This window comes from Streptomyces sp. NPDC041200 (genome assembly GCF_055591805.1).
In genome coordinates, this window is sequence record NZ_JBVIZF010000028.1 from 1 (window position 1) to 22452 (window position 22452).

Here is a 22452-nt window from a genome sequence, read left to right on the forward strand (position 1 = left end):
GGAGGAAAGAGAAGAAAAACAAAAAAAAAAAAAAACACAAGGGAGGGGGGCGGCCCCCCTCCCCTCCGGGGGGGGGACCGGGGCCCGGCCCTTTCGGGGCCGGAGCGCCCGTCAGTCCGACAGCCAGTCCTCCACCACGCGCGCCGTCGTACCGGCGTGGTCCTCCATCATGGTGAAGTGGTGCCCCGGCACATCGCGCACGGAGTGGGGCAGCTCCCAGTACGACCGCCAGTCCCCGTCGCGGGACCAGTCGAAGAACTGCTCCTCGGCCCGGACCAGCAGGGTCGGCGTCTTGACCTCGCGGGGCTGCCACTGTCCGAAGAGCCGGAAGTACGCGCCCATGGCCAGCAGCCGGGCGTCGTCCACCGGCACAGGGCCCGTGCTCCGCTCGTCGATCCCCGCCCGCAGACCGGGCTGGAGGGCCATGGCGGCCTCCCGGTCGTGCGAGTAGATGTCGAGCAGCACCACCGCTTCCGGGAAGACCCCGGTGCTCTCCAGCCGTGCGGCCACCTCATGGGCGAGCAGCCCGCCCGAGGAGTGGCCCAGCAGCACGAACGGCGCCCCGTCGGTCTGTCGCAGCACCGCTTCGGCCTGCGCCTCGATCACCGCCTCCGGGTTCGCCGGAAGCCGCTCCCCGGCGATGAAACCGGGGTTGCCCAGTGCCCAGACGTCCCGGTGGCCACGGAATCCGGCGGCGAACCGCGCGTACTGGTGCGGGCCTCCGATCGACAGGATCGAGGGGAAGCACACCAGCGCGGGCCGCGTGTCCCCGCTGGACAACCGCACCATTGTGGGCGCCTTGTCCAACTCGGCGGCGCTCGCGAACGAGGGCCGGAACCGCGAGACGTCCATCAGCATCCGGGTGAACTCCCCCTGCTGACCGAGCTGCTCGGCTTCCCGCATCATCGCGCCGAACACGGCCGACGGCTCCGCGCCCGCCATCTCCGCCTGCGCGGCACCCGGATCCGCACCGCCCTCGGCGGCCACCGAACCGGCCAGCCCGGTGAGCAGTTGCCGGGCGACCAGCTCGGGCGTCGGGTGGTCGAAGAGCAGCGTCGGGGGCAGCCGCAACCCGGTCGCGGCATTGAGCCGGTTGCGCAGCTCGACGGAGGTCAGGGAGTCGAAGCCCAGCTCCAGGAAGCCACGCGTGGCCCCCACGGCCTCCGGGTCCTCGAAGCCGAGGACCACGGCGGCGTGGGTACGGACCAGATCCAGCAGGGTCTTCTCCCGCTCCGCCTCGCCCAGCCCGGCCAGGCGCCGCGCCAGCGAGGGGCCGCCCGCGTCGGCCGCCGCGGCGGAGGCCGTGCGCCGCCGGGGCGTCGCCCGGACCAGTCCGCGGAACACGGCGGGCAGCGCGCCCTCGGCGGCCTGCTCCCGCAGCGGCGCGGTGTCCAGGTGAAGCGGTACGAGCACCGCCTCACCGTCGACCGCGCACGCCGTGTCGAACAGCTCCAGACCGTCCCGCGAGGACAGCGGCGCCATCCCGGAGCGTGCGATACGCCGCACGTCCGCGTCCGTCATCGTGCCGGTCATCGCGCTGCGCTGGTCCCACATGCCCCAGGCCAGCGAGAGGGCGGGCAGTCCGGCGGAGCGGCGCTGCGCGGCGAGAGCGTCCAAGAAGACGTTCGCGGCGGCGTAGTTGGCCTGGCCCGGCGCGCCGAAGGTACCGGCGACGGACGAGAACAGCACGAACGCCGTGAGATCGAGATCGCGGGTCAGCTCGTCGAGGTTCCGGGCGGCGTCCACCTTCGGCCGGAAGACCGTGTCGATCCGGTCCGGGGTGAGCGCGGGCAGCGGCCCGTCGTCCAGCACGCCCGCCGTGTGCACCACGGCGGTGAGCGGATGCGCCGGGTCCACCTCGGCCAGCATCGCCGACAGCGCCTCACGGTCGGCCACGTCGCAGGCCGCGACGGTCACCTCCGCGCCCTGCGCCATCAGTTCGGCGATCAGCTCCGGCATTCCCTCGGCGCTGTGCCCCCGGCGGCTGCCCAGCAGCAGATGCCGCACCCCGTGCCCGGCCACCAGATGACGGGCGAGCTGTCCGCCGAGGACACCGGTGGCGCCGGTGATGAGCACCGTGCCGTCCGGGTCGAACCCCGGCAGCCCCTCCGGTTCCTCAGATTCCGGCGTGGTGGCGACCTTGGCCAGGCGGGGCGCGTACAGGCCGCTCGCGCGGACGGCGAGCTGCGGCTCACCGCTGTTCGCCGCCGCCGTGAGCGCTGCGGCCGGTGCCTGGTCGCCGTCCAGATCCAGCAGCAGGAAACGGTCCGGGTTCTCGGTCTGGGCGGTCCGGATCAGCCCCCATACGGGCGCGTTCGCCAGGTCGGACACCTCGGCGTCCGGGCCCGTGGCGACCGCGCCTCGGGTGACGAACGCCAGCCGCGCCCCGGCGAAACCCTCCTCCGCGAGCCACGCCTGCGCGCTCTCCAGCGCGGCGTGGGCGGCCAGCCGTGCGCCCTCGGCCACCTCACCGGTGGTGGCGGTGGTGTGCGGGAGGAGGACGACGTCCGGCCGCTGCCCGCCGGAGGCCACCACGGCCGCCAGCTCGGCCAGATCGGGGAACACGTCGCACTCGGCACCGGTGGACTCCAGCGCGGCGATGAGCCCGAGGGTGTCCGTACCGTCCGCCGCGGCCGCGTCGACCAGGGCCCAGCGGATGGCCTCGGGGGCCACCGAGGGCGTCGGCACCGCGGCCCACTCCAGCCGGAACAGCGAGTCGTGGTAGGTCACCTGGGCCGCGCGCAGCTGCTCAGGGGCGATGCTCCGCAGCATCAGGGAGTCCACCGACGCGACCGCGCCGCCGTTCTGGTCCGCGACGGCCAGGGCCACCGCGTCCGGCCCGGCCGGTGCGATCCGTACGCGCAGTGACGTGGCACCCGACGTGTGGAGGGTGACACCGCTCCAGGAGAACGGCAGCCGGATCCCGTCGGCGTCGGCGCCCACGAAGTCGCCGAGCGCCACGCCGTGCAGCGCGGAGTCCAGCAGTGCCGGGTGCAGCCCGAACAACGCGGCCTCGGCCTGCTGCCGCTGCTCCAGCCGGAGTTCGGCGAAGACCTCGTCACCGCGCCGCCAGGCGGCCGTCATCCCCTGGAACGCCGGACCGTAGCCGATACCGGCGGCGGCGAACCGCTCGTAGAAATCGTCCATTTCGATGGCGACCGCCTCGGCGGGCGGCCATTCGGCCAGGCCCTCGGCGGTGCCGACGGCCTCGGCGGCCTTGGTGGCCGCACCGGACGCGAGGACACCGCTGGCGTTCCGGCTCCAGGACTGGTCCGAGCCGTCTCCCCGGCCCGCGTCCGGCTCCGGCCGCGAGTAGACGTCCAGGGTCCGGCGTCCGTCCGCGTCGGGCACGCCAACGGTCAGCCGCAGCTGGACCCCGCCCCGCTCGGGCAGGATCAGCGGCGCCTCAAGGGTCAGCTCCTCCAGCAGGTCACAGCCCACCTGGTCGCCCGCCCGGATCGCCAGTTCGACGAAGGCCGTCCCCGGCAGCAGCGCGGTACCGGCCACGGTGTGGTCGGCGAGCCAGGGGTGGGTGTGGAGGGAGAGCCGCCCGGCGAACAGGAAGCCGTCGGAGTCCGGCAGTTCGACGGCCGCGCCGAGCAGCGGGTGATCGGCGGAGCCCAGACCGGCGGAGGCGACATCGCCCACCGAGGCCGGGACCTCGATCCAGTAGCGCTCGTGCTGGAAGGCGTACGTGGGCAGCTCGACGCGCTCCGCGCCCGTGCCCGCGTAGTACGCCTCCCAGTCCGGGACCGCACCCCGGGTGTGCAGGGCGGCCAGGGCGATCGTCAGGCTCTCGGCCTCGGGGCGGCCCTTACGCAGCGCGGACGCGAAGGCAACGTCATCGCCGGTCACGCACTCCTGCGCCATCGCGGTGAGCACACCATCCGGGCCCAACTCGACGTAGGTCGTGACGCCCTGCGCTTCGAGGGCGCGGACACCGTCGAGGAAGCGCACGGTCTCGCGCACGTGGCGCACCCAGAAGTCGGCCGTGACGATCTCCTCACCGGCGACACCGCCGGTGAGGTTGGAGACCACCGGGATCTTCGGGGGCTGGTACGTCAGGCTCTCCGCGACCTCGCGGAACGGCTGCAGCATCGGCTCCATCAGCAGCGAGTGGAACGCGTGGCTGACCGTGAGCCGCTTGGTCTTACGGCCCCGCGTCTCGAAGGACGCGGCGAGCGCGACGGTGGCCTTCTCCTCACCGGCGATGACCACCGAAGCGGGCCCGTTCACCGCGGCGATCGAAACGCCCTCGGTGAGCAGCGGCACCACCTCGTCCTGCGACGCCTGGACGGCGATCATCGCGCCACCGGCCGGAAGCTCCTGCATCAGACGGCCACGCGCCGCCACCAGCTTCGCGGCGTCCGCGAGCGACAGCACACCCGCCACATGCGCGGCGGCGATCTCGCCGATGGAATGGCCGGAGACCACGTCCGGCTTCACGCCCCACGCTTCGACGAGGCGGAACAGCGCCACCTCGATGGCGAACAGCGCGGGCTGGGTGTAGCCGGTCTGATCCAGCGCCTCGACGTCGTCCCCGAACAGCACTGTCTTCAGCGGCCGTTCGAGGTGCCGGTCCAGCTCATCGCAGACGACGTCCAGCGCCTCCGCGAACACCGGGTACGCCTCGTACAGCTCACGCCCCATCCCCAGGCGCTGGCTGCCCTGCCCGGTGAAGAGAACCGCCACCTTCCCCCGGCTCTCCACCCCCCGAACCACCCCGGCGGTGGACTCGCCCGAGGCGAGCACGGCGAGCCGGTCCAGGAAGGTCGCGCGGTCACCGGCGACGACGGCCGCCCGGTGCTCCAGCGCCGTACGGGACGTGGCCAGCGAGTATCCGACCGACACCGGGTCCAGATCGGGGTTCGCGGCCACATGGCTGTGGAGCCGGGCGGCCTGAGCCCGCAGGGCGTCCTCGCTCTTACCGGACACCACCCAGGGCAGCACCGGAAGAGCCGCATCGGTCGCGGAGGGGGTCGTACCCGCCATCTGCCGCGGCTCGGGGGCCTGCTCGATGATGGTGTGCGCGTTGGTACCACTGATACCGAACGACGACACGGCGGCACGACGCGGACGGCCGGTCTCCGGCCACGCCAGCTGCTCGGTCAGCAGCGACACCGCGCCCATCGACCAGTCCACATGCGGCGACGGCTCATCCACATGCAACGTCCTGGGCAACACACCGTGCTCGATGGCCTTGACCATCTTGATGAGCCCGGCAACACCCGCCGCGGCCTGCGTGTGCCCGAAGTTCGACTTCACCGAACCCAGCCACAGCGGCGCGTCCTCGGAGCGCTCCTGACCGTACGTGGCCAGCAGCGCCTGCGCCTCGATCGGGTCACCCAGCGTGGTCCCCGTACCGTGCGCCTCAACGGCATCGATCTCGGCGGCGGACAGCCGGGCGTTGGCGAGCGCCTGCCGGATGACGCGCTGCTGGGACGGGCCGTTGGGGGCGGTCAGGCCGTTGGACGCACCGTCCTGGTTGATGGCCGAGCCGCGCACGACGGCGAGGACCGGGTGGCCGTTCTTGCGCGCGTCGGACAGCCGCTCCACGAGCAGCATGCCGACGCCCTCGCCCCAGGCCGTGCCATCGGCGGCGGCCGCGAAGGGCTTGCAGCGACCATCGGTCGCGAGGCCGCGCTGCTTGCTGAAGGCCACGAACGTACCGGGGGTCGCCATCACGGTCACACCACCGGCGAGCGCGAGGGAGCATTCACCGTTGCGCAGGGCCTGCACCGCCATGTGCAGCGTCACCAGCGACGACGAACACGCCGTGTCGACCGTGACCGCCGGACCCTCCAGACCGAAGGTGTAGGAGACGCGGCCCGAGGCCACGCTGCCGGAGCTGGCGGTGCTGATATAGCCCTCAAGACCATCGGGCGCCCGGTAGAGGAGCGATCCGTAGTCGTTGTACATCACGCCCGTGTAGACACCGGTCTGGCTGCCCCGCAGCCCGGCCGGGTCGATGCCCGCGCGCTCGAACGCCTCCCACGACGTCTCCAGCAACAGCCGCTGCTGCGGATCCATCGCCAGGGCCTCACGCGGCGAAATACCGAAGAAGACCGGGTCGAAGTGGTGCGCGTCGTGGAGGAAGCCACCGTTGCGGGCGTAGCTGGTGCCCCGCTGGTCCGGGTCGTCGTCGTAGAGCGACTCGATGTCCCAGCCACGGTCGGTGGGCATATCGGTGATCGCGTCCGTGCCCTCGACCACCAGCTTCCACAGCTCTTCGGGCGACGTCACCCCACCGGGGAAGCGGCAGCTCATCGCGACGATGGCGATGGGGTCGTCGTCAACCGCCTTGGCGGCGACGACCGGTGCGGCCGCGTCGGACTGGCTGCCCTGGGCCTCGGCCCGCAGGTACGCGGCGAGAGCGATCGGATTCGGGTAGTCGAAGATCAGCGTCGCCGGGAGCCGGACACCGCTGACCGAGGTCAGGCGGTTGCGCAGCTCGACAGCCGTGAGGGAGTCGAAGCCGACCTCGCTGAACGCGCGCTGCGGCTCGACCGCTTCGGGTCCGGCGTAGCCGAGTACGGCCGCCACCTGCGTACGCACCACATCCAGCACGATCGCCTCGGCCTCGGCCTCGGACGTCCCGGCCAGCTGTTGTGCCAGCGCGCCGGACTGCGCCGCCGCAGCGGCCTGAGCAGCCCGCCTCGGCGGGACGCGCACCAGGCCACGGAAGAGGGGCGGCAGCATCCCGCCACTCGCCTGAGCGCGGAGGGCGGCCAGATCGAGCGGCATCGGCACCAGCAGTGCCTCGTCAGCGGCATCCGCCAGGTCGAACAGCTCCAGGCCCTGGTCGGCGGTGAGAGCGACGACACCACCGCGCCGCAAGCGGGCGAGTTCCGCCTCGTCCAGCTCCCCGGTCATGGCGCTGGCCTCGGCCCACAGGCCCCAGGCGAGGGAGGTGGCGGGCAGGCCCTGGGCACGGCGGTGCTGCGCCAGGGCGTCCAGGAAGGCGTTGGCCGCCGCGTAGTTGCCCTGCCCCGCGCCACCGAAGACACCAGCGGCGGAGGAGAAGAGGATGAACGCGGCCAGGTCCAGGTCGGCTGTCAGCTCATGCAGGTTCCACGCCGCGTCCACCTTCGGACGCAGCACACCGGCCATACGCTCCGGGGTCAGCGCCCCGATCACACCGTCGTCCAGCACACCGGCGGTGTGCATCACGGCCGTCAACGGATGCTCGGCGGGAACGGACGCGATGACGCGGGCCAGCGCGTCCCGGTCGGCCACATCGCACGCGACCCACTGCGCCTTTGCACCCAACTCAGCTAGCTCAGCCGTCAGTTCACCGGCGCCAGGGGCCTGGTCACCACGGCGACTGACCAGCAGCAGCCGACGCACACCCCGCTCGGTCACCAGATGGCGCGCGAAGAGGTTGCCCAGCATGCCGCCGGCACCAGTGATCAGCACCGTGCCCTCCGAACCGAAGGAGGGAATCTCCTGATCGGCGGCGGGCGCGGCGGGGTCGGTGACGGGAGCGGCGGGGTCGGCGACGGGAGCGGCGACGCGCGCCAGGCGCGGAGCCTTGACCGCGCCCTGGCGGACGGCGAGTTCCTGCTCGCCCGATTCCAGAGCGGCGGGGAGGGCGGTGAGCGAGTCCGGGTGGCCGTCGAGGTCCACCAGGATGATTCGCCCGATGTTCTCCGACTGCGCGGAGCGGATCAGGCCGGTCACGGTCGTCTGGGCCAGGCTGGTCGCCGGGTCGTCGGTGGCGGTGGCCACCGCGCCCTGGGTGAGGACGACCAGGCGCGAGTCCGCGAAGCGCTCCTCGGCCAGCCACGTCTGCAGCAAGGCCAGGGCACGGTCGGCGATCTCGTGCGCCATGGCAACCGGCGAGTCGGCCTCACCCGAGGCCGCCCGCGCGGACACCACCACGTGGTCCGGGGCCGTGGCACCGGACCCGATCTCCTCGGCCAGCGCGGCCAGGTCCGGGTACGTCTCGGCCTCGACACCGAGGCCGGGGACGTCCGCGCCCACAACCGCCACGCGCCCCTCGGCGGGCTTCCCGGAGGGAGTCGGGACCGCGATCCAGTCCACGCGGAACAGGGCGTCCGCCGCGTCGCCACCAGCCTGATCGGCACCCAGCTGCTCGGGGGACACGGTGCGCAGCACGAGCCGCTCCACCGAGGCCACCGGGGCACCCGTCACATCAGCGAGCTGGAAGGCCACCGTGCCGTTCCCGGCCGACGACAGCCGCACCCGCACGCTGTCCGCACCCACCGAATGGACCCGGACACCCGTCCAGGAGAAGGGCAGTCCGACCCCCTCCAGGTTCTCGGTCAAGTCGCCCAGGGCGATGGCGTGCAACACGGCGTCCAGCAGCGCGGGGTGCAGACCGAAGAGGTCCGCACCGGGCTCGACGCCCTCGGGCAGCGCGACCTCGGCGTAGACCTCGCCGTCGCCGCGCCAGGCGGCCCGGACCCCCTGGAAGGCCGGGCCGTAGCCGAAGCCTGCCTCGGCCAGCCCCTCGTAGAGGCCGTCGATCTCGATCCGCTCTGCACCGGCGGGCGGCCAGACACTCAGCTCGAACGACGGGGCGGACAGCGGCGCGCTGTCCACGAGCACACCCGTGGCATGCCGCACCCACGGCGCCTCGTCGTCGCCGTCATCGGGACGCGAGTGCAAGGCGAGGGCGCGGCGGCCGGAGTCGTCCCCCGCGCCCACGGCGATCTGCAGCTGAATCCCGCCCCGCTCGGGCAGGATCAGCGGCGCCTCAAGGGTCAGCTCCTCCACCAGATCGCAACCGACCTGCTCACCGGCGCGCACGGCCAGCTCCACGAACGCGGTACCGGGCAACAGCACCGAACCCATCACCGCATGGTCGGCCAGCCACGGATGTGTCTCCAGCGACAGCCGCCCGGTGAACAGGAAGCCCTCGAAGTCCGGCAGCTCGACGGCCGCACCCAGCAGCGGGTGACCGGCGGCGCCCAGACCGGCGGAGGCGACATCGCCCACCGAGGCCGGGACCTCGATCCAGTAGCGCTCGTGCTGGAAGGCGTACGTGGGCAGCTCTGCGCGGCGTGCGCCGGTCCCCTCGAACACGGCGTTCCAGTCCACGGACACACCCCGCGACCACGCCTCACCGAGGGAGGTCCAGAAGCGGTCCAGACCGCCTTCGTCGCGGCGCAGCGACCCGATCGCCGCCGCGTCCATCCCGGCATCCTCGGCGGTCTCCTGCACACCCATGGCCAGCACCGGATGCGCGCTGGACTCGATGAACACGCCGAAGCCCTCGTCGAGCAGCCGCCGGACCGCGCCCTCCAGCTCGACCGTCCGGCGCAAGTTGGTGAACCAGTACGCGGCGTCCAGCTCCGGACCCTCGACCCACTCCCCCGTCACCGTCGACAAGAACGGCACCTGGGCCGTCTTCGGCTGGACGGGAGCCAGCAACTCCAACAGCTCATCGCGCAACAACTCCACCTGCGCGGAGTGCGACGCGTAATCCACCGGCACCCGACGCGCCCGGACCTCATCCACCTCACACGACACCAGCAGCTCATCCAGCGCGGCCGGCTCACCCGAAACCACCACCGCCGAGGGCCCATTCACGGCCGCCACCGAAATGCGCTCCTCGCCCCACGGCGCGATCCGCTCCCGCACCTCCGACACCGGAAGCGCCACCGACACCATGCCGCCCCGACCCGCCAGCACCCGGCCAATCGCCTGACTGCGCAGCGCCACCACACGCGCCGCGTCCTTGAGCGACAGAATCCCCGCCACGCACGCCGCCGCGATCTCACCCTGCGAATGGCCCACCACCGCGGACGGCTCGACACCGAACGAACGCCACAACTCCGCCAGCGACACCATCACCGCGAACAGCACCGGCTGCACCACATCCACGCGCTCCAGCGACGGCGCACCCTCCGCACCCCGCAACACATCCACCAACGACCAGTCGGTGAACTCCGCCAGAGCCGCCGCGCACTCGTGGACACGGGCCGCGAACGCCGGTGCCGTGTCCATCAACTCCACGGCCATACCTGCCCACTGGGACCCCTGTCCCGGGAACACGAACGCCGTCTTGTCGGATGTCCCGATGCCCTGGACCGGAGCCTCACCCTGGGCCAGCGCCGTCAGGGCGCGGATGAAGTCGTCTCGGTCGGTGCCCACCACGACCGCGCGCCGATCGAACGCGGCGCGGGTGGTGGCCAAGGAGTAGCCGACGTCGGCCGGACGCAGACTCGGGTCTGCGTCGAGGTGGGCCAGCAGCCGCTCGGCCTGCGCGCGCAAGCCCGCCTCGCCCCTGGCGGACAGCGGCCACGGCAGCACACCGCCGGTCACCGGGGCGCTCTGCTGCGCGTCCGGCTCCTGCGGCTCCGGGGCCTGCTCGATGATGGTGTGCGCGTTGGTACCACTGATACCGAACGACGACACGGCGGCACGACGCGGACGGCCGGTCTCCGGCCACGCCAGCTGCTCGGTCAGCAGCGACACCGCGCCCATCGACCAGTCCACATGCGGCGACGGCTCATCCACATGCAACGTCCTGGGCAACACACCGTGCTCGATGGCCTTGACCATCTTGATGAGCCCGGCAACACCCGCCGCAGCCTGCGTGTGCCCGAAGTTCGACTTCACCGAACCCAGCCACAGCGGCGCGTCCTCGGAGCGCTCCTGACCGTACGTGGCCAGCAGCGCCTGCGCCTCGATCGGGTCACCCAGCGTCGTACCGGTGCCGTGCGCCTCAACGGCATCGATCTCGGCGGCGGACAGCCGGGCGTTGGCGAGCGCCTGCCGGATGACGCGCTGCTGCGACGGACCATTCGGCGCCGTCAGACCATTCGAGGCGCCATCCTGGTTGATCGCGGAGCCACGGACGACCGCGAGCACCGGGTGGCCGTTCTTCCGGGCGTCGGACAGCCGCTCCACGAGCAGCATGCCCACGCCCTCACCCCAGGCCGTACCGTCGGCGGCGGCCGCGAAGGGCTTGCAGCGACCATCGGTCGCGAGGCCGCGCTGCTTGCTGAAGGCCACGAACGTACCGGGGGTCGCCATGACGGTGACGCCGCCCGCGAGCGCGAGCGAGCATTCACCGTTGCGCAGGGCCTGCACCGCCATGTGCAGCGTCACCAGCGACGACGAACACGCCGTGTCGACCGTGACCGCCGGACCCTCCAGACCGAAGGTGTAGGAGACGCGGCCGGAAGCCACACTGCCCGAACTCGCGGTGCTGATATAGCCCTCAAGACCATCGGGCGCCCGGTGCAGCAGCGTGCCGTAGTCGTTGTACATCACGCCCGTGTAGACACCGGTCCGGCTGCCCCGCACGGTCCCCGGGTCGATGCCCGCGCGCTCGAACGCCTCCCAGGTGGTCTCCAGCAGCAACCGCTGCTGCGGATCCATCGCCAGGGCCTCACGCGGCGAAATACCGAAGAAGACCGGGTCGAAGTGGTGCGCGTCGTGGAGGAAGCCACCGTTGCGGGCGTAGCTGGTGCCCCGCTGGTCCGGGTCGTCGCCGTAGAGCGACTCGATGTCCCAGCCACGGTCGGTGGGCATATCGGTGATGGCGTCCGTGCCCTCGACCACCAGCTTCCACAGCTCTTCGGGCGACGTCACCCCGCCGGGGAAGCGGCAGCTCATCGCGACGATGGCGATCGGCTCATCATCCCCCGCCCTGACAGCCGCGACCGGTCCGGCCACATCCTCCTGGCTGCCCTGGGCCTCGGCCCGCAGGTACGCGGCGAGAGCGATCGGATTCGGGTAGTCGAAGATCAGCGTCGCCGGGAGCCGGACACCGCTGACCGAGGTCAGGCGGTTGCGCAGCTCGATGGCAGTGAGCGAGTCGAAACCGACCTCGCTGAACGCACGCTGCGGGTCCACGGCCTCAGGTCCGGCAAAGCCGAGTACGGCCGCCACCTGCGCACGCACCACACCCAGCACGATCGCCTCGGCCTCGGCCACGGAGGCCCCGGCCAGCTGCCGCGCCAGCGCACCGGACCGCGCCGCCGCAGCGGCCTGAGCAGCCCGCCTCGGCGGGACGCGCACCAGACCACGGAAGAGCGGCGGCAGCATCCCCGTACCCGCCTGCTCACGCAACGCCGCCAGATCGAGCGGCACCGGCACCAGCAGCGCCTCGTCAGCGGCATCCGCCAGGTCGAACAGCTCCCGCCCCTGCTCGGCGGTGATGGCGGCGACGCCGCCGCGCTGGAGGCGGGCGAGTTCCGCCTCGTCCAGGTCTCCGGCCATGCCGCCGGATTCGGCCCACAGGCCCCAGGCGAGGGAGGTGGCGGGCAGGCCCTGGGCACGGCGGTGCTGGGCCAGGGCGTCCAGGAAGGCGTTGGCCGCCGCGTAGTTGCCCTGCCCCGCGCCACCGAAGACACCAGCGGCGGAGGAGAAGAGGATGAACGCGGCCAGGTCCAGGTCGGCTGTCAGCTCATGCAGGTTCCACGCCGCGTCCACCTTCGGACGCAGCACACCGGCCATACGCTCCGGGGTCAGCGATCCGATGACACCGTCGTCCAGCACACCGGCGGTGTGCATCACGGCCGTCAACGGATGCTCGGCGGGAACGGACGCGATGACGCGGCCCAGCGCGTCCCGGTCGGCCACATCGCACGCGACCCACTGAGCCTTTGCACCCAACTCAGCCAGCTCAGCCGTCAGTTCACCGGCGCCAGGGGCCTGGTCACCACGGCGGCTGACCAGCAGCAGCCGACGCACACCCCGCTCGCTCACCAGATGGCGCGCGAAGAGGTTGCCCAGCGTGCCACCGGCACCAGTGATCAGCACCGTGCCCTCCGCGTCGAAGACGGCGGGCTCCCGGTCGGTGGCCGGAGCGGTGGTGGTCCGGACCAGACGCGGAGTCATGACCGCGCCCTGACGGACGGCGAGTTCCTGCTCGCCCGATTCCAGAGCGGCGGGAAGAGCGGCGAGCGAGTCCGCGTGGTCATCCAGGTCCACCAGGATGATTCGCCCGATGTTCTCCGACTGCGCGGAGCGGATCAGGCCGGTCACGGTGGCCTGCGCGGGCTCGGTCACCTGGTCATCGGTGCCCGTGGCCACCGCGCCCTGGGTGAGGACGACCAAGCGCGAGTCCGCGAGCCGGTCCTCGGCCAGCCATGTCTGCAGCGAGGTCAGGGCATGGTCGGCGCTCTGATGCGCCACGGTGGCAGGCGAGTCGGCCTCACCCGAGGCCGCCCGCGCGGACACCACCACGTGGTCCGGGGCCGTGGCACCGGACCCGATCTCCTCGGCCAGCGCGGCCAGGTCCGGGTACGTCTCGGCCTCGACACCGAGGCCGGGGACGTCCGCGCCCACAACCGCCACGCGCCCCTCGGCGGGCTTCCCGGAGGGGGCCGGGACCGGAATCCAGTCCACGCGGAACAGGGCGTCCGCAGCGCCACCACGAGCCTGATCGGCACCCAGCTGCTCCGGGGACACCGCACGCAGCGCGAGCCGCTCGACCGACGCCACCGGGGCACCGGTCACATCAGCCAGCTGCAGAGCTACCGTGCCGTTCCCGGCCGACGACAGGCGCACCCGCACGCTGTCCGCACCCACCGAGTGAACCCGGACACCGGTCCAGGAGAAAGGCAGTGCAGCCCCCAGGCCCTCGGTCAGGCCACCCAGCGTGATGGCGTGCAACACGGCGTCCAGCAGCGCGGGGTGCAGACCGAAGAGGTCCGCACCGGGCTCGACGCCCTCGGGCAGCGCGACCTCGGCGTAGACCTCGCCATCACCCCGCCAGGCGGACCGCAGCCCCTGGAAGGCCGGGCCGTAGCCGAAGCCCGCCTCGGCCAGCCCCTCATACAGCCCATCGATCTCGATCCGCTCGGTACCGGCGGGCGGCCAGACACTCAGCTCGAACGACGGGGCGGACAACGGCGCGCTCTCCACGAGCACACCCGTGGCATGCCGCACCCACGGCACCTCGTCGTCGCCCACATCGGGACGCGAGTGGAGCTCAAAGGCGCGGCGGCCGGAGTCGTCCTCGGCTCCCACGGCGATCTGCAGCTGCATCCCGCCCCGCTCGGGCAGGATCAGCGGCGCCTCAAGGGCCAGCTCCTCCACCAGGTCACAGCCGACCTGCTCACCGGCGCGCACCGCCAGCTCCACGAACGCGGTACCGGGCAACAGCACCGAACCCATCACCGCGTGGTCGGCAAGCCACGGATGCGTCTCCAGCGACAGCCGCCCGGTGAACAGGAAGCCCTCCGCAGCGGCCAGGGACACGGCCGTGCCGAGCAGCGGGTGATCGGCGGAGCCCAGACCGGCGAAGGCCACGTCGCCCACCGAGGGCGGGACCTCGATCCAGTAGCGCTCGTGCTGGAAGGCGTACGTGGGCAGCTCGACGCGCTCCGCGCCCGTGCCCGCGTAGTACGCCTCCCAGTCCAGGGTCGCACCCCGGGTGTGCAGGGCGGCCAGGGCGATCGTCAGGCTCTCGGCCTCGGGGCGGCCCTTACGCAGCGCGGACGCGAAGGCAACGTCATCGCCGGTCACGCACTCCTGCGCCATCGCGGTGAGCACACCATCCGGGCCCAACTCGACGTACGTGGTGACGCCCTGGGCCTCCAGGGTGCGGACACCGTCGAGGAAGCGGACCGCCTCGCGGACGTGGCGCACCCAGAAGTCGGCGGTGGCGATCTCCTCGGCGGAGACCACTTCGCCCGTCAGGTTGGACACGATCGGGATGCGCGGGGCCTCGTACGTCAGCCCCTGCGCGACCTCGCGGAACGCGTCCAGCATCCCGTCCATGCGCGGGGAGTGGAACGCGTGGCTGACAGTGAGCCGCTTGGTCTTACGACCCCGCTCCTCGAACGACGCCGCGACCTCAGCCACAGCGTCCTCGTCACCCGCGATGACCACCGACGTGGGCCCGTTGAGGGCGGCAATGCTCACCCGCTCACCGAGCAGCGGCAGCACCTCGTCCTCCGACGCCTGGACGGCGATCATCGCGCCACCGGCCGGAAGCTCCTGCATCAGACGGCCACGCGCCGCCACCAGCTTCGCGGCGTCCGCGAGCGACAGCACACCCGCCACATGCGCGGCGGCGATCTCGCCGATGGAATGGCCGGAGACCACGTCCGGCTTCACGCCCCACGCTTCGACGAGGCGGAACAGCGCCACCTCGATGGCGAACAGCGCGGGCTGAGTGAAACCGGTCCGGTCCAGCGCCTCGACGTCGTCCCCGAACAGCACTGTCTTCAGAGGCCGTTCGAGGTGCCGGTCCAGCTCATCGCAGACGACGTCCAGCGCCTCCGCGAACACCGGGTACGCCTCGTACAGCTCACGCCCCATCCCCAGGCGCTGGCTGCCCTGCCCGGTGAAGAGAACCGCCACCTTCCCCCGGCTCTCCACCTCCTGGACCACTCCGGCAGCGGGCTCACCAGCGGCGAGCGCGGCGAGCCGCTCCAGGAAGGTCGCGCGGTCACCGGCGACAACAGCGGCCCGGTGCTCCAGCGCCGCGCGGGTGGTGGCCAGCGAGTGGCCGACGGACACCGGGTCCAGATCGGGACGCTCGGCCACATGGCTGTGGAGCCGGGCGGCCTGAGCCCGCAGGGCGTCCTCGTCCTTACCGGACACCACCCAGGGCAGCACCGGAAGAGCCGCATCGGTCGCGGAGGCGCCCGTGCCCGCCGTCTCCTGCGGCTCGGGGGCCTGCTCGATGATGGTGTGCGCGTTGGTGCCGCTGATGCCGAACGACGACACGGCGGCGCGGCGCGGACGGCCGGTCTCCGGCCACGCCTGCTGTTCGGTGAGCAGCGAGACCGCGCCCGCCGACCAGTCCACGTGTGCGGACGGCTCGTCGACGTGCAGGGTCTTCGGCAGGACGCCGTGCTCGATGGCCTTGACCATCTTGATGATTCCGGCGACACCGGCCGCGGCCTGGGTGTGCCCGAAGTTCGACTTCACCGAGCCGAGCCACAGCGGCGCGTCCTCGGTGTGCTCCTGGCCGTAGGTGGCGAGCAGCGCCTGCGCCTCGATCGGGTCACCCAGCGTCGTACCGGTGCCGTGCGCCTCGACGATGTCGATGTCGGCGGCGGACAGCTGGGCCCCGGCCAGGGCCTGGCGGATGACGCGCTGCTGGGACGGGCCGTTGGGGGCGGTCAGGCCGTTGGACGCACCGTCCTGGTTGATGGCGGAGCCGCGGACGACGGCGAGCACCGGGTGGCCGTTCTTGCGCGCGTCGGACAGCCGCTCCACGAGCAGCATGCCGACGCCCTCGCCCCAGGCCGTGCCATCGGCGGCATCGGCGAACGGCTTGCAGCGGCCGTCGGTCGCGAGGCCGCGCTGCTTACTGAAGGCCACGAAGGTGCCGGGGGTCGCCATGACGGTGACGCCGCCCGCGAGCGCGAGGGAGCATTCACCGTTGCGCAGCGCCTGCACCGCCATGTGCAGGGTGACCAGCGACGACGAGCACGCCGTGTCGACGGTGACGGCCGGGCCCTCCAGGCCGAACGTGTACGACACGCGGCCCGAGGCGACGCTGCCGGAGCTGGCGGTGCCCATGTAGCCCTCAAGGCCATCGGGCGCCCGGTGCAGCAGCGTGCCGTAGTCGTTGTACATCACGCCCGTGTAGACACCGGTCCGGCTGCCCCGCACGGTCCCCGGGTCGATGCCCGCGCGCTCGAACGCCTCCCAGGTGGTCTCCAGCAGCAACCGCTGCTGCGGGTCCATCGCGAGGGCTTCGCGCGGCGAGATACCGAAGAAGACGGGGTCGAAGTGGTGGGCGTCGTGGAGGAATCCGCCGTTGCGGGCGTAGCTGGTGCCCTGCTGGTCCGGGTCGTCGTCGTAGAGCGACTCGATGTCCCAGCCACGGTCGGTGGGCATATCGGTGATCGCGTCCGTGCCCTCGGTGACCAGCTTCCACAGGTCCTCGGGCGAGGCCACCCCGCCGGGGAAGCGGCAGCTCATCGCGACGATGGCGATGGGGTCGTCGTCGTGTGCGATCGCGGTGGCGGTGGGTGTTGCCGCGTCGGCCTGGCTGCCCTGGGCCTCGGCCCGCAGGTACGTGGCGAGGGCGGCGGGGGTCGGGTAATCGAAGATCAGCGTGGCGGGGAGCCGGACGCCGGTGACCGCGGTGAGGCGGTTGCGCAGCTCCACGGCGGTGAGCGAGTCGAAGCCGACCTCGCTGAACGCGCGCTGCGGTTCGACCGCTTCGGGCCCGGCGAAGCCGAGTACGGCCGCCACCTGCGTACGGACCAGGGTGAGGACGATCGCCTCGGCCTCGGTGGCGGGTGCTCCGGCGAGCTGCTGGGCGAGGGCGCCGGACTGCGCGGCCGCGGCGGCCTGCGCGGCGCGGCGCGGCGGGACGCGGACCAGGCCGCGGAAGAGGGGTGGCAGCATGCCGACGCTTGCCTGCGTGCGGAGGGCCGCCATGTCGAGGGGCATCGGGACGAGCAGCGGCTCGTTGGCGGCCTTCGTCGCCGCGTCAAAGAGTTCGCGGCCCTGGTCGGCGGTGATGGCGGCGACGCCGCCGCGCTGCAGGCGGGCGAGTTCCGCCTCGTCCAGGTCTCCGGCCATGCCGCCGGATTCGGCCCACAGGCCCCAGGCGAGGGAGGTGGCGGGCAGGCCGCTTGCTGTGCGGTGCTGGGCGAGGGCGTCGAGGAAGGCGTTCGCCGCCGCGTAGTTGCCCTGTCCGGCGCCGCCGAAGACGCCTGCGGCGGAGCTGAACAGGATGAACGCGGCCAGGTCCGCGTCCTGGGTCAGCTCGTGCAGGTTCCACGCCGCGTCTGCCTTCGGGCGCAGGACGCCGGTCAGACGGTCCGGGGTGAGGGACGCGATCACGCCGTCGTCCAGCACGCCCGCCGTGTGGATCACGGCGGTCAGGGGGTGGGCGGTGGGGATCGCCGACAGGGCTTCCGACAGGGCGGTGCGGTCTGCTACGTCGCAGGCCGACCAGCGGACGGTGGCGCCCAGCTCGGTGAGTTCCGTGGTGAGTTCGGCGGCGCCGGGGGCTTCCGCTCCACGACGGCTCACCAGGAGGAGGTGGCGTACGCCTCGCTCGGCCACCAGGTGGCGCGCGAAGAGGGTGCCCAGCGTGCCGGACGCGCCGGTCAGCAGGACCGTGCCCTCGGGGCTCCACTCGGGGGCTTCGTCTTCCTCCGCCACCGGGGTGGTGCGGGCCAGGCGCGGGGCCCGGATCTCGCCGTTCCGTACGGCCACCTGGGGTTCGCCGGTGGCCAGGGCGGCGGCCACGTTGTCGCGCAGCTCGCCTTGGCCGTCGGTGTCCACCAGGACGATGCGGTCCGGGTTCTCCGACTGGGCGGAGCGGACCAGGCCGCGGACGGCGGCGTGGGCCAGGTCGGTGGCGGTGGTGAGGACGACCAGGCGGGAGTTCGCGAAGCGGTCGTCGGCCAGCCACGTTTGGAGGAGGGCGAGGGCTTGGGTGGTGGCGTCGTGGGCGGCTTGAGCGGGGCTTTCCCCCACCCCGCCCCTTCCCGCAGCATCGATATGCGGCTCCGCCGCGTGGATGGGCTCCGCCCCTGGACCCCGGTCCCCAATCGCCGGACGGGCTGGAGTTGCCGCACCCGGGCTTTCAAGTGCCGCACCGTTCGGGGCATGGGGTGCCGCGTCCCTCGGGGCGTGGGGTGCCGCGCCGTCCGAAGCCAGGGGGACGGTGGGTGCCAGGGACACCACTACGTGGTCCGGCAGCGGCGTGCCGGAATCGACGGCCTTGCCCAAGGCCTCCAGGTCCGGGTAGACGGTGTCGGGGCCCACGGACACCCAGGTGTCCTCCGACAGCGGCTCGGACACCGCCGCCACCGGGGTCCAGTCCACCCTGTACAGGGCGTCCGACGCGGCGCCCTGGCCGCTCGGGGCCAGCTGGGCCGGGGATACCGTGCGGAGGGCCAGGGACTCCACGGAGGCCACCGGGGCGCCCGTTACGTCCGCCAGCTGGAGCGACACCGTGCCGTTCGCGGCTGAGGTCAGGCGGACGCGGACCGTGTCCGCGCCCACCGAGTGGACGCGGACGCCGGTCCAGGCGAAGGGGAGGCCGCCTTGGCCCGGGGTTTCGGTCAGGTCGCTGAGGCCGATGGTGTGGAGCACGGCGTCCAGCAGGGCCGGGTGGAGGCCGAAGAGGGCGGCGCCGGGTTCGGTGGCCTCGGGGAGGGCGACCTCGGCGTAGACCTCGCCATCGCCGCGCCAGGCGGCGCGCAGGCCCTGGAAGGCCGGGCCGTAGGCGAAGCCCGCCTCGGCCAGGCCCTCGTACAGGCCGTCGGTCTCGATGCGCTCCGCGCCCTCGGGCGGCCAGGTGGTCAGGGCGAACGGCGCGGTCGGGGCGCTCTGCGCGAGCAGGCCCGTGGCGTGGCGTATCCACGGCTCGTCGTCAGGGGCCGCGTCGGGGCGGGAGTGGAGTGCCAGGGTGCGGCGGCCGGTGTCGTCTTCGGCGCCCACAGCGATCTGGAGCCGGACCCCACCCTGTTCGGGCAGGATCAGCGGGGCCTCCAGGGTGAGTTCCTCGACCAGGTCGCATCCGGCCTGCTCACCGGCGCGTACGGCGAGTTCCACGAACGCGGTGCCGGGCAGCAGGACCGTGCCCATCACGGTGTGGTCGGCCAGCCACGGGTGGGTGTCCAGGGCGAGCCGCCCGGTGAACAGGAAGCCCTCCGCGGCGGCCAGCGAGACGGCCGCGCCGAGCAGCGGATGGTCGGCGGTGCCGAGGCCGACCGAGGAGACGTCGCCGTAGGCGGTGCCCGCGTCGAGCCAGTAGTGCTCGCGCTGGAAGGCGTACGTGGGCAGCTCGACGCGCTCCGCGCCCGTGCCCGCGTAGTACGCCTCCCAGTCGGGGGCGGTGCCCCGGGTGTGCAGGGTGGCCAGGGCGGTGGTCAGGGTCTCGGCCTCGGGGCGGCCGGAGCGCAGTACGGGGACGAACGCCATGTGCGCGGTCTCGTCGCCCGCCAGGCAGGCCTGGCCGAGCGCGGACAGCACGCCGTCCGGGCCGAGTTCGAGGTACGTGGTGACGCCCTGGGCCTCCAGGGTGCGGACACCGTCGAGGAAGCGGACCGCCTCGCGGACGTGGCGCACCCAGAAGTCGGCGGTGGCGATCTCCGACGCGGGGGCGATGCCGCCGGTGAGGTGGGAGACGACCGGGATCTTCGGGGTGTCGTACGTCAGGCTCTCGGCGACCTTGCGGAACGCCTCCAGCATCGGGTCCATGAGCGGCGAGTGGAACGCGTGGCTGACCGTGAGCCGCTTGGTCTTGCGGCCCTGGGCCTCGAAGGACGCGGCGATGGCGACAGCCGCGTCCTCGTCACCGGAGATGACCACGGAGGTCGGGCCGTTGAGGGCGGCGATGCTCACGCGGTCGGTGAGCAGCGGCGTCACCTCGTCCTCGGACGCCTGGACGGCGATCATCGCGCCACCGCCCGGCAGCCGCTGCATCAGGCGGCCGCGCGCCGCCACCAGCAGGGAGGCGTCGGCGAGCGACAGCACGCCCGCCACATGGGCGGCGGCGATCTCGCCGATGGAGTGGCCGGAGACGAAATCCGGCGTCAGGCCCCACGATTCGACGAGGCGGAACAGCGCCACCTCGATGGCGAACAGCGCGGGCTGGGTGAAGCCGGTGCGGTCCAGGGCCGCGGCGTCGTCCCCGAAGAGGACGTCCTTCAGCGGCCGTTCGAGGCGCGGGTCGAGCGCGGCGCACACGGCGTCGAAAGCCTCGGCGAAGGCCGGGTACGCGGCGTACAGCTCGCGGCCCATGCCGAGCCGCTGGCTGCCCTGGCCGGTGAACAGGAAGGCCAGCTTGCCCCGGGTTTCCGTGCCCTCGACCAGCCCGGTGGCGGGCTCGCCCGCGGCGAGGGACGCGAGCCGGTCGAGGAACGTCTCGCGGTCTCCCGCGATGACGGCCGCGCGGTCCTGGAGGGCGGCGCGGGTGGTGGCGAGGGCGTAACCGGTGGACAGCGGGTCCAGGTCCGGGCGTTCGGTGACGTACGTGTGCAGCCGGGCGGCCTGGGCGCGCAGCGCGTCCTCGCCCTTGCCGGACAGCAGCCAGGGGAGGACGGGGAGGTCGCGCGGCGTGGCGGCGGCCACCGGTTCGGTGTCCTCGTCCGTCGTCTCGTCGGTGACCTCGTCCGGCGACGGGGGCTGTTCGATGATCAGGTGGGCGTTGGTGCCGCTGATGCCGAACGACGACACGGCGGCGCGGCGCGGGCGGCCGGTCTCCGGCCACGGGCGGCCCTCGGTGAGCAGCGAGACGGCCCCGGCCGACCAGTCGATGTGCGGCGACGGCTCGTCCACGTGCAGGGACTTGGGCACATAGCCGTGCTCGATGGCCTTGACCATCTTGATGATCCCGGCGACACCGGCGGCGGCCTGGGTGTGGCCGACGTTGGACTTGATGGAGCCGAGCAGCAGCGGCCGCTCGGCGGGCTTCTCCTTGCCGTAGGTGGCGAGCAGCGCCTGCGCCTCGATCGGGTCGCCCAGCGTCGTACCGGTGCCGTGCGCCTCGACGACGTCGATCTGGTCGGCCGTCAGCCGGGCGCTGGCCAGCGCCTGGCGGATGACGCGCTGCTGGGACGGGCCGTTGGGGGCGGTGAGGCCGTTGCTCGCGCCGTCCTGGTTGGTGGCCGAGCCACGGACGACGGCCAGCACCCGGTGGCCGTTCTTGCGCGCGTCCGACAGCCGCTCCACGAGCAGCATGCCCGCGCCCTCGGACCAGCCGGTGCCGTCGGCGGCCGCCGCGAACGACTTGCAGCGGCCGTCGAAGGACAGCCCGCGCTGGCGGCTGAACTCGGTGAAGGTGCCGGGCGTCGACATCACGGTGACGCCACCGGCCAGCGCCAGCGAGCATTCGCCGTTGCGCAGCGCCTGCATGGCCAGGTGCAGGGTGACCAGCGACGACGAGCACGCCGTGTCGACGGTGAGCGCCGGACCCTCCAGGCCGAAGGTGTACGCCACCCGGCCGGACGCGATGCTGCTGGATCCGCCGGTGCCGAGGTAGCCCTCGACACCGGGCGGTACGGAGCGCAGCCGCGAGGCGTAGTCGTGGTACATGACGCCCGCGAAGACGCCGGTGCGGGTGCCGCGTACGGAGGTGGCGTCGATGCCCGCGCGCTCGAACGCCTCCCAGGTGGTCTCCAGCAGCAACCGCTGCTGCGGATCCATCGCCAGGGCCTCGCGCGGGCTGATGCCGAAGAACGCCGGGTCGAAGTAGTTGGCGTCGTGGAGGAAACCGCCCTCCCGGACGTAGCTCGTGCCCGAGCCGTCCGGGTCGTCGTCGAAGAGCCGCCCCATGTCCCAGCCGCGATCGGTGGGGAACTCGGAAATGCCGTCCCCGCCCTCGGACACCAGCCGCCACAGGTCCTCGGGCGACTCGACGCCGCCCGGGTAGCGGCAGCTCATGCCGACGATCGCGATGGGCTCCTGGTCCTCCGACTCCACCTCCTGGAGGCGGCGTCGGGTCTCGTGCAGGTCGGCGGTGACCCGCTTGAGAAAGTAACGGAGCTTTTCCTCATTCATACGTGCGTTCCCTCTCGAGGAATCCGGAAGTCGGGTCACTTC

The 22452-nt window shown here is 72.6% G+C and carries 1 protein-coding gene; it reads right to left on the reverse strand.

Annotated elements, in window-relative coordinates:
• Positions 1–111: 111 nt before the first annotated feature.
• A complete protein-coding gene (locus ACZ6CL_RS34600; protein ID WP_468943299.1) occupies positions 112–22410 on the reverse strand; it encodes an SDR family NAD(P)-dependent oxidoreductase in 22299 nt (7432 codons plus the stop codon).
• Positions 22411–22452: the final 42 nt, after the last annotated feature.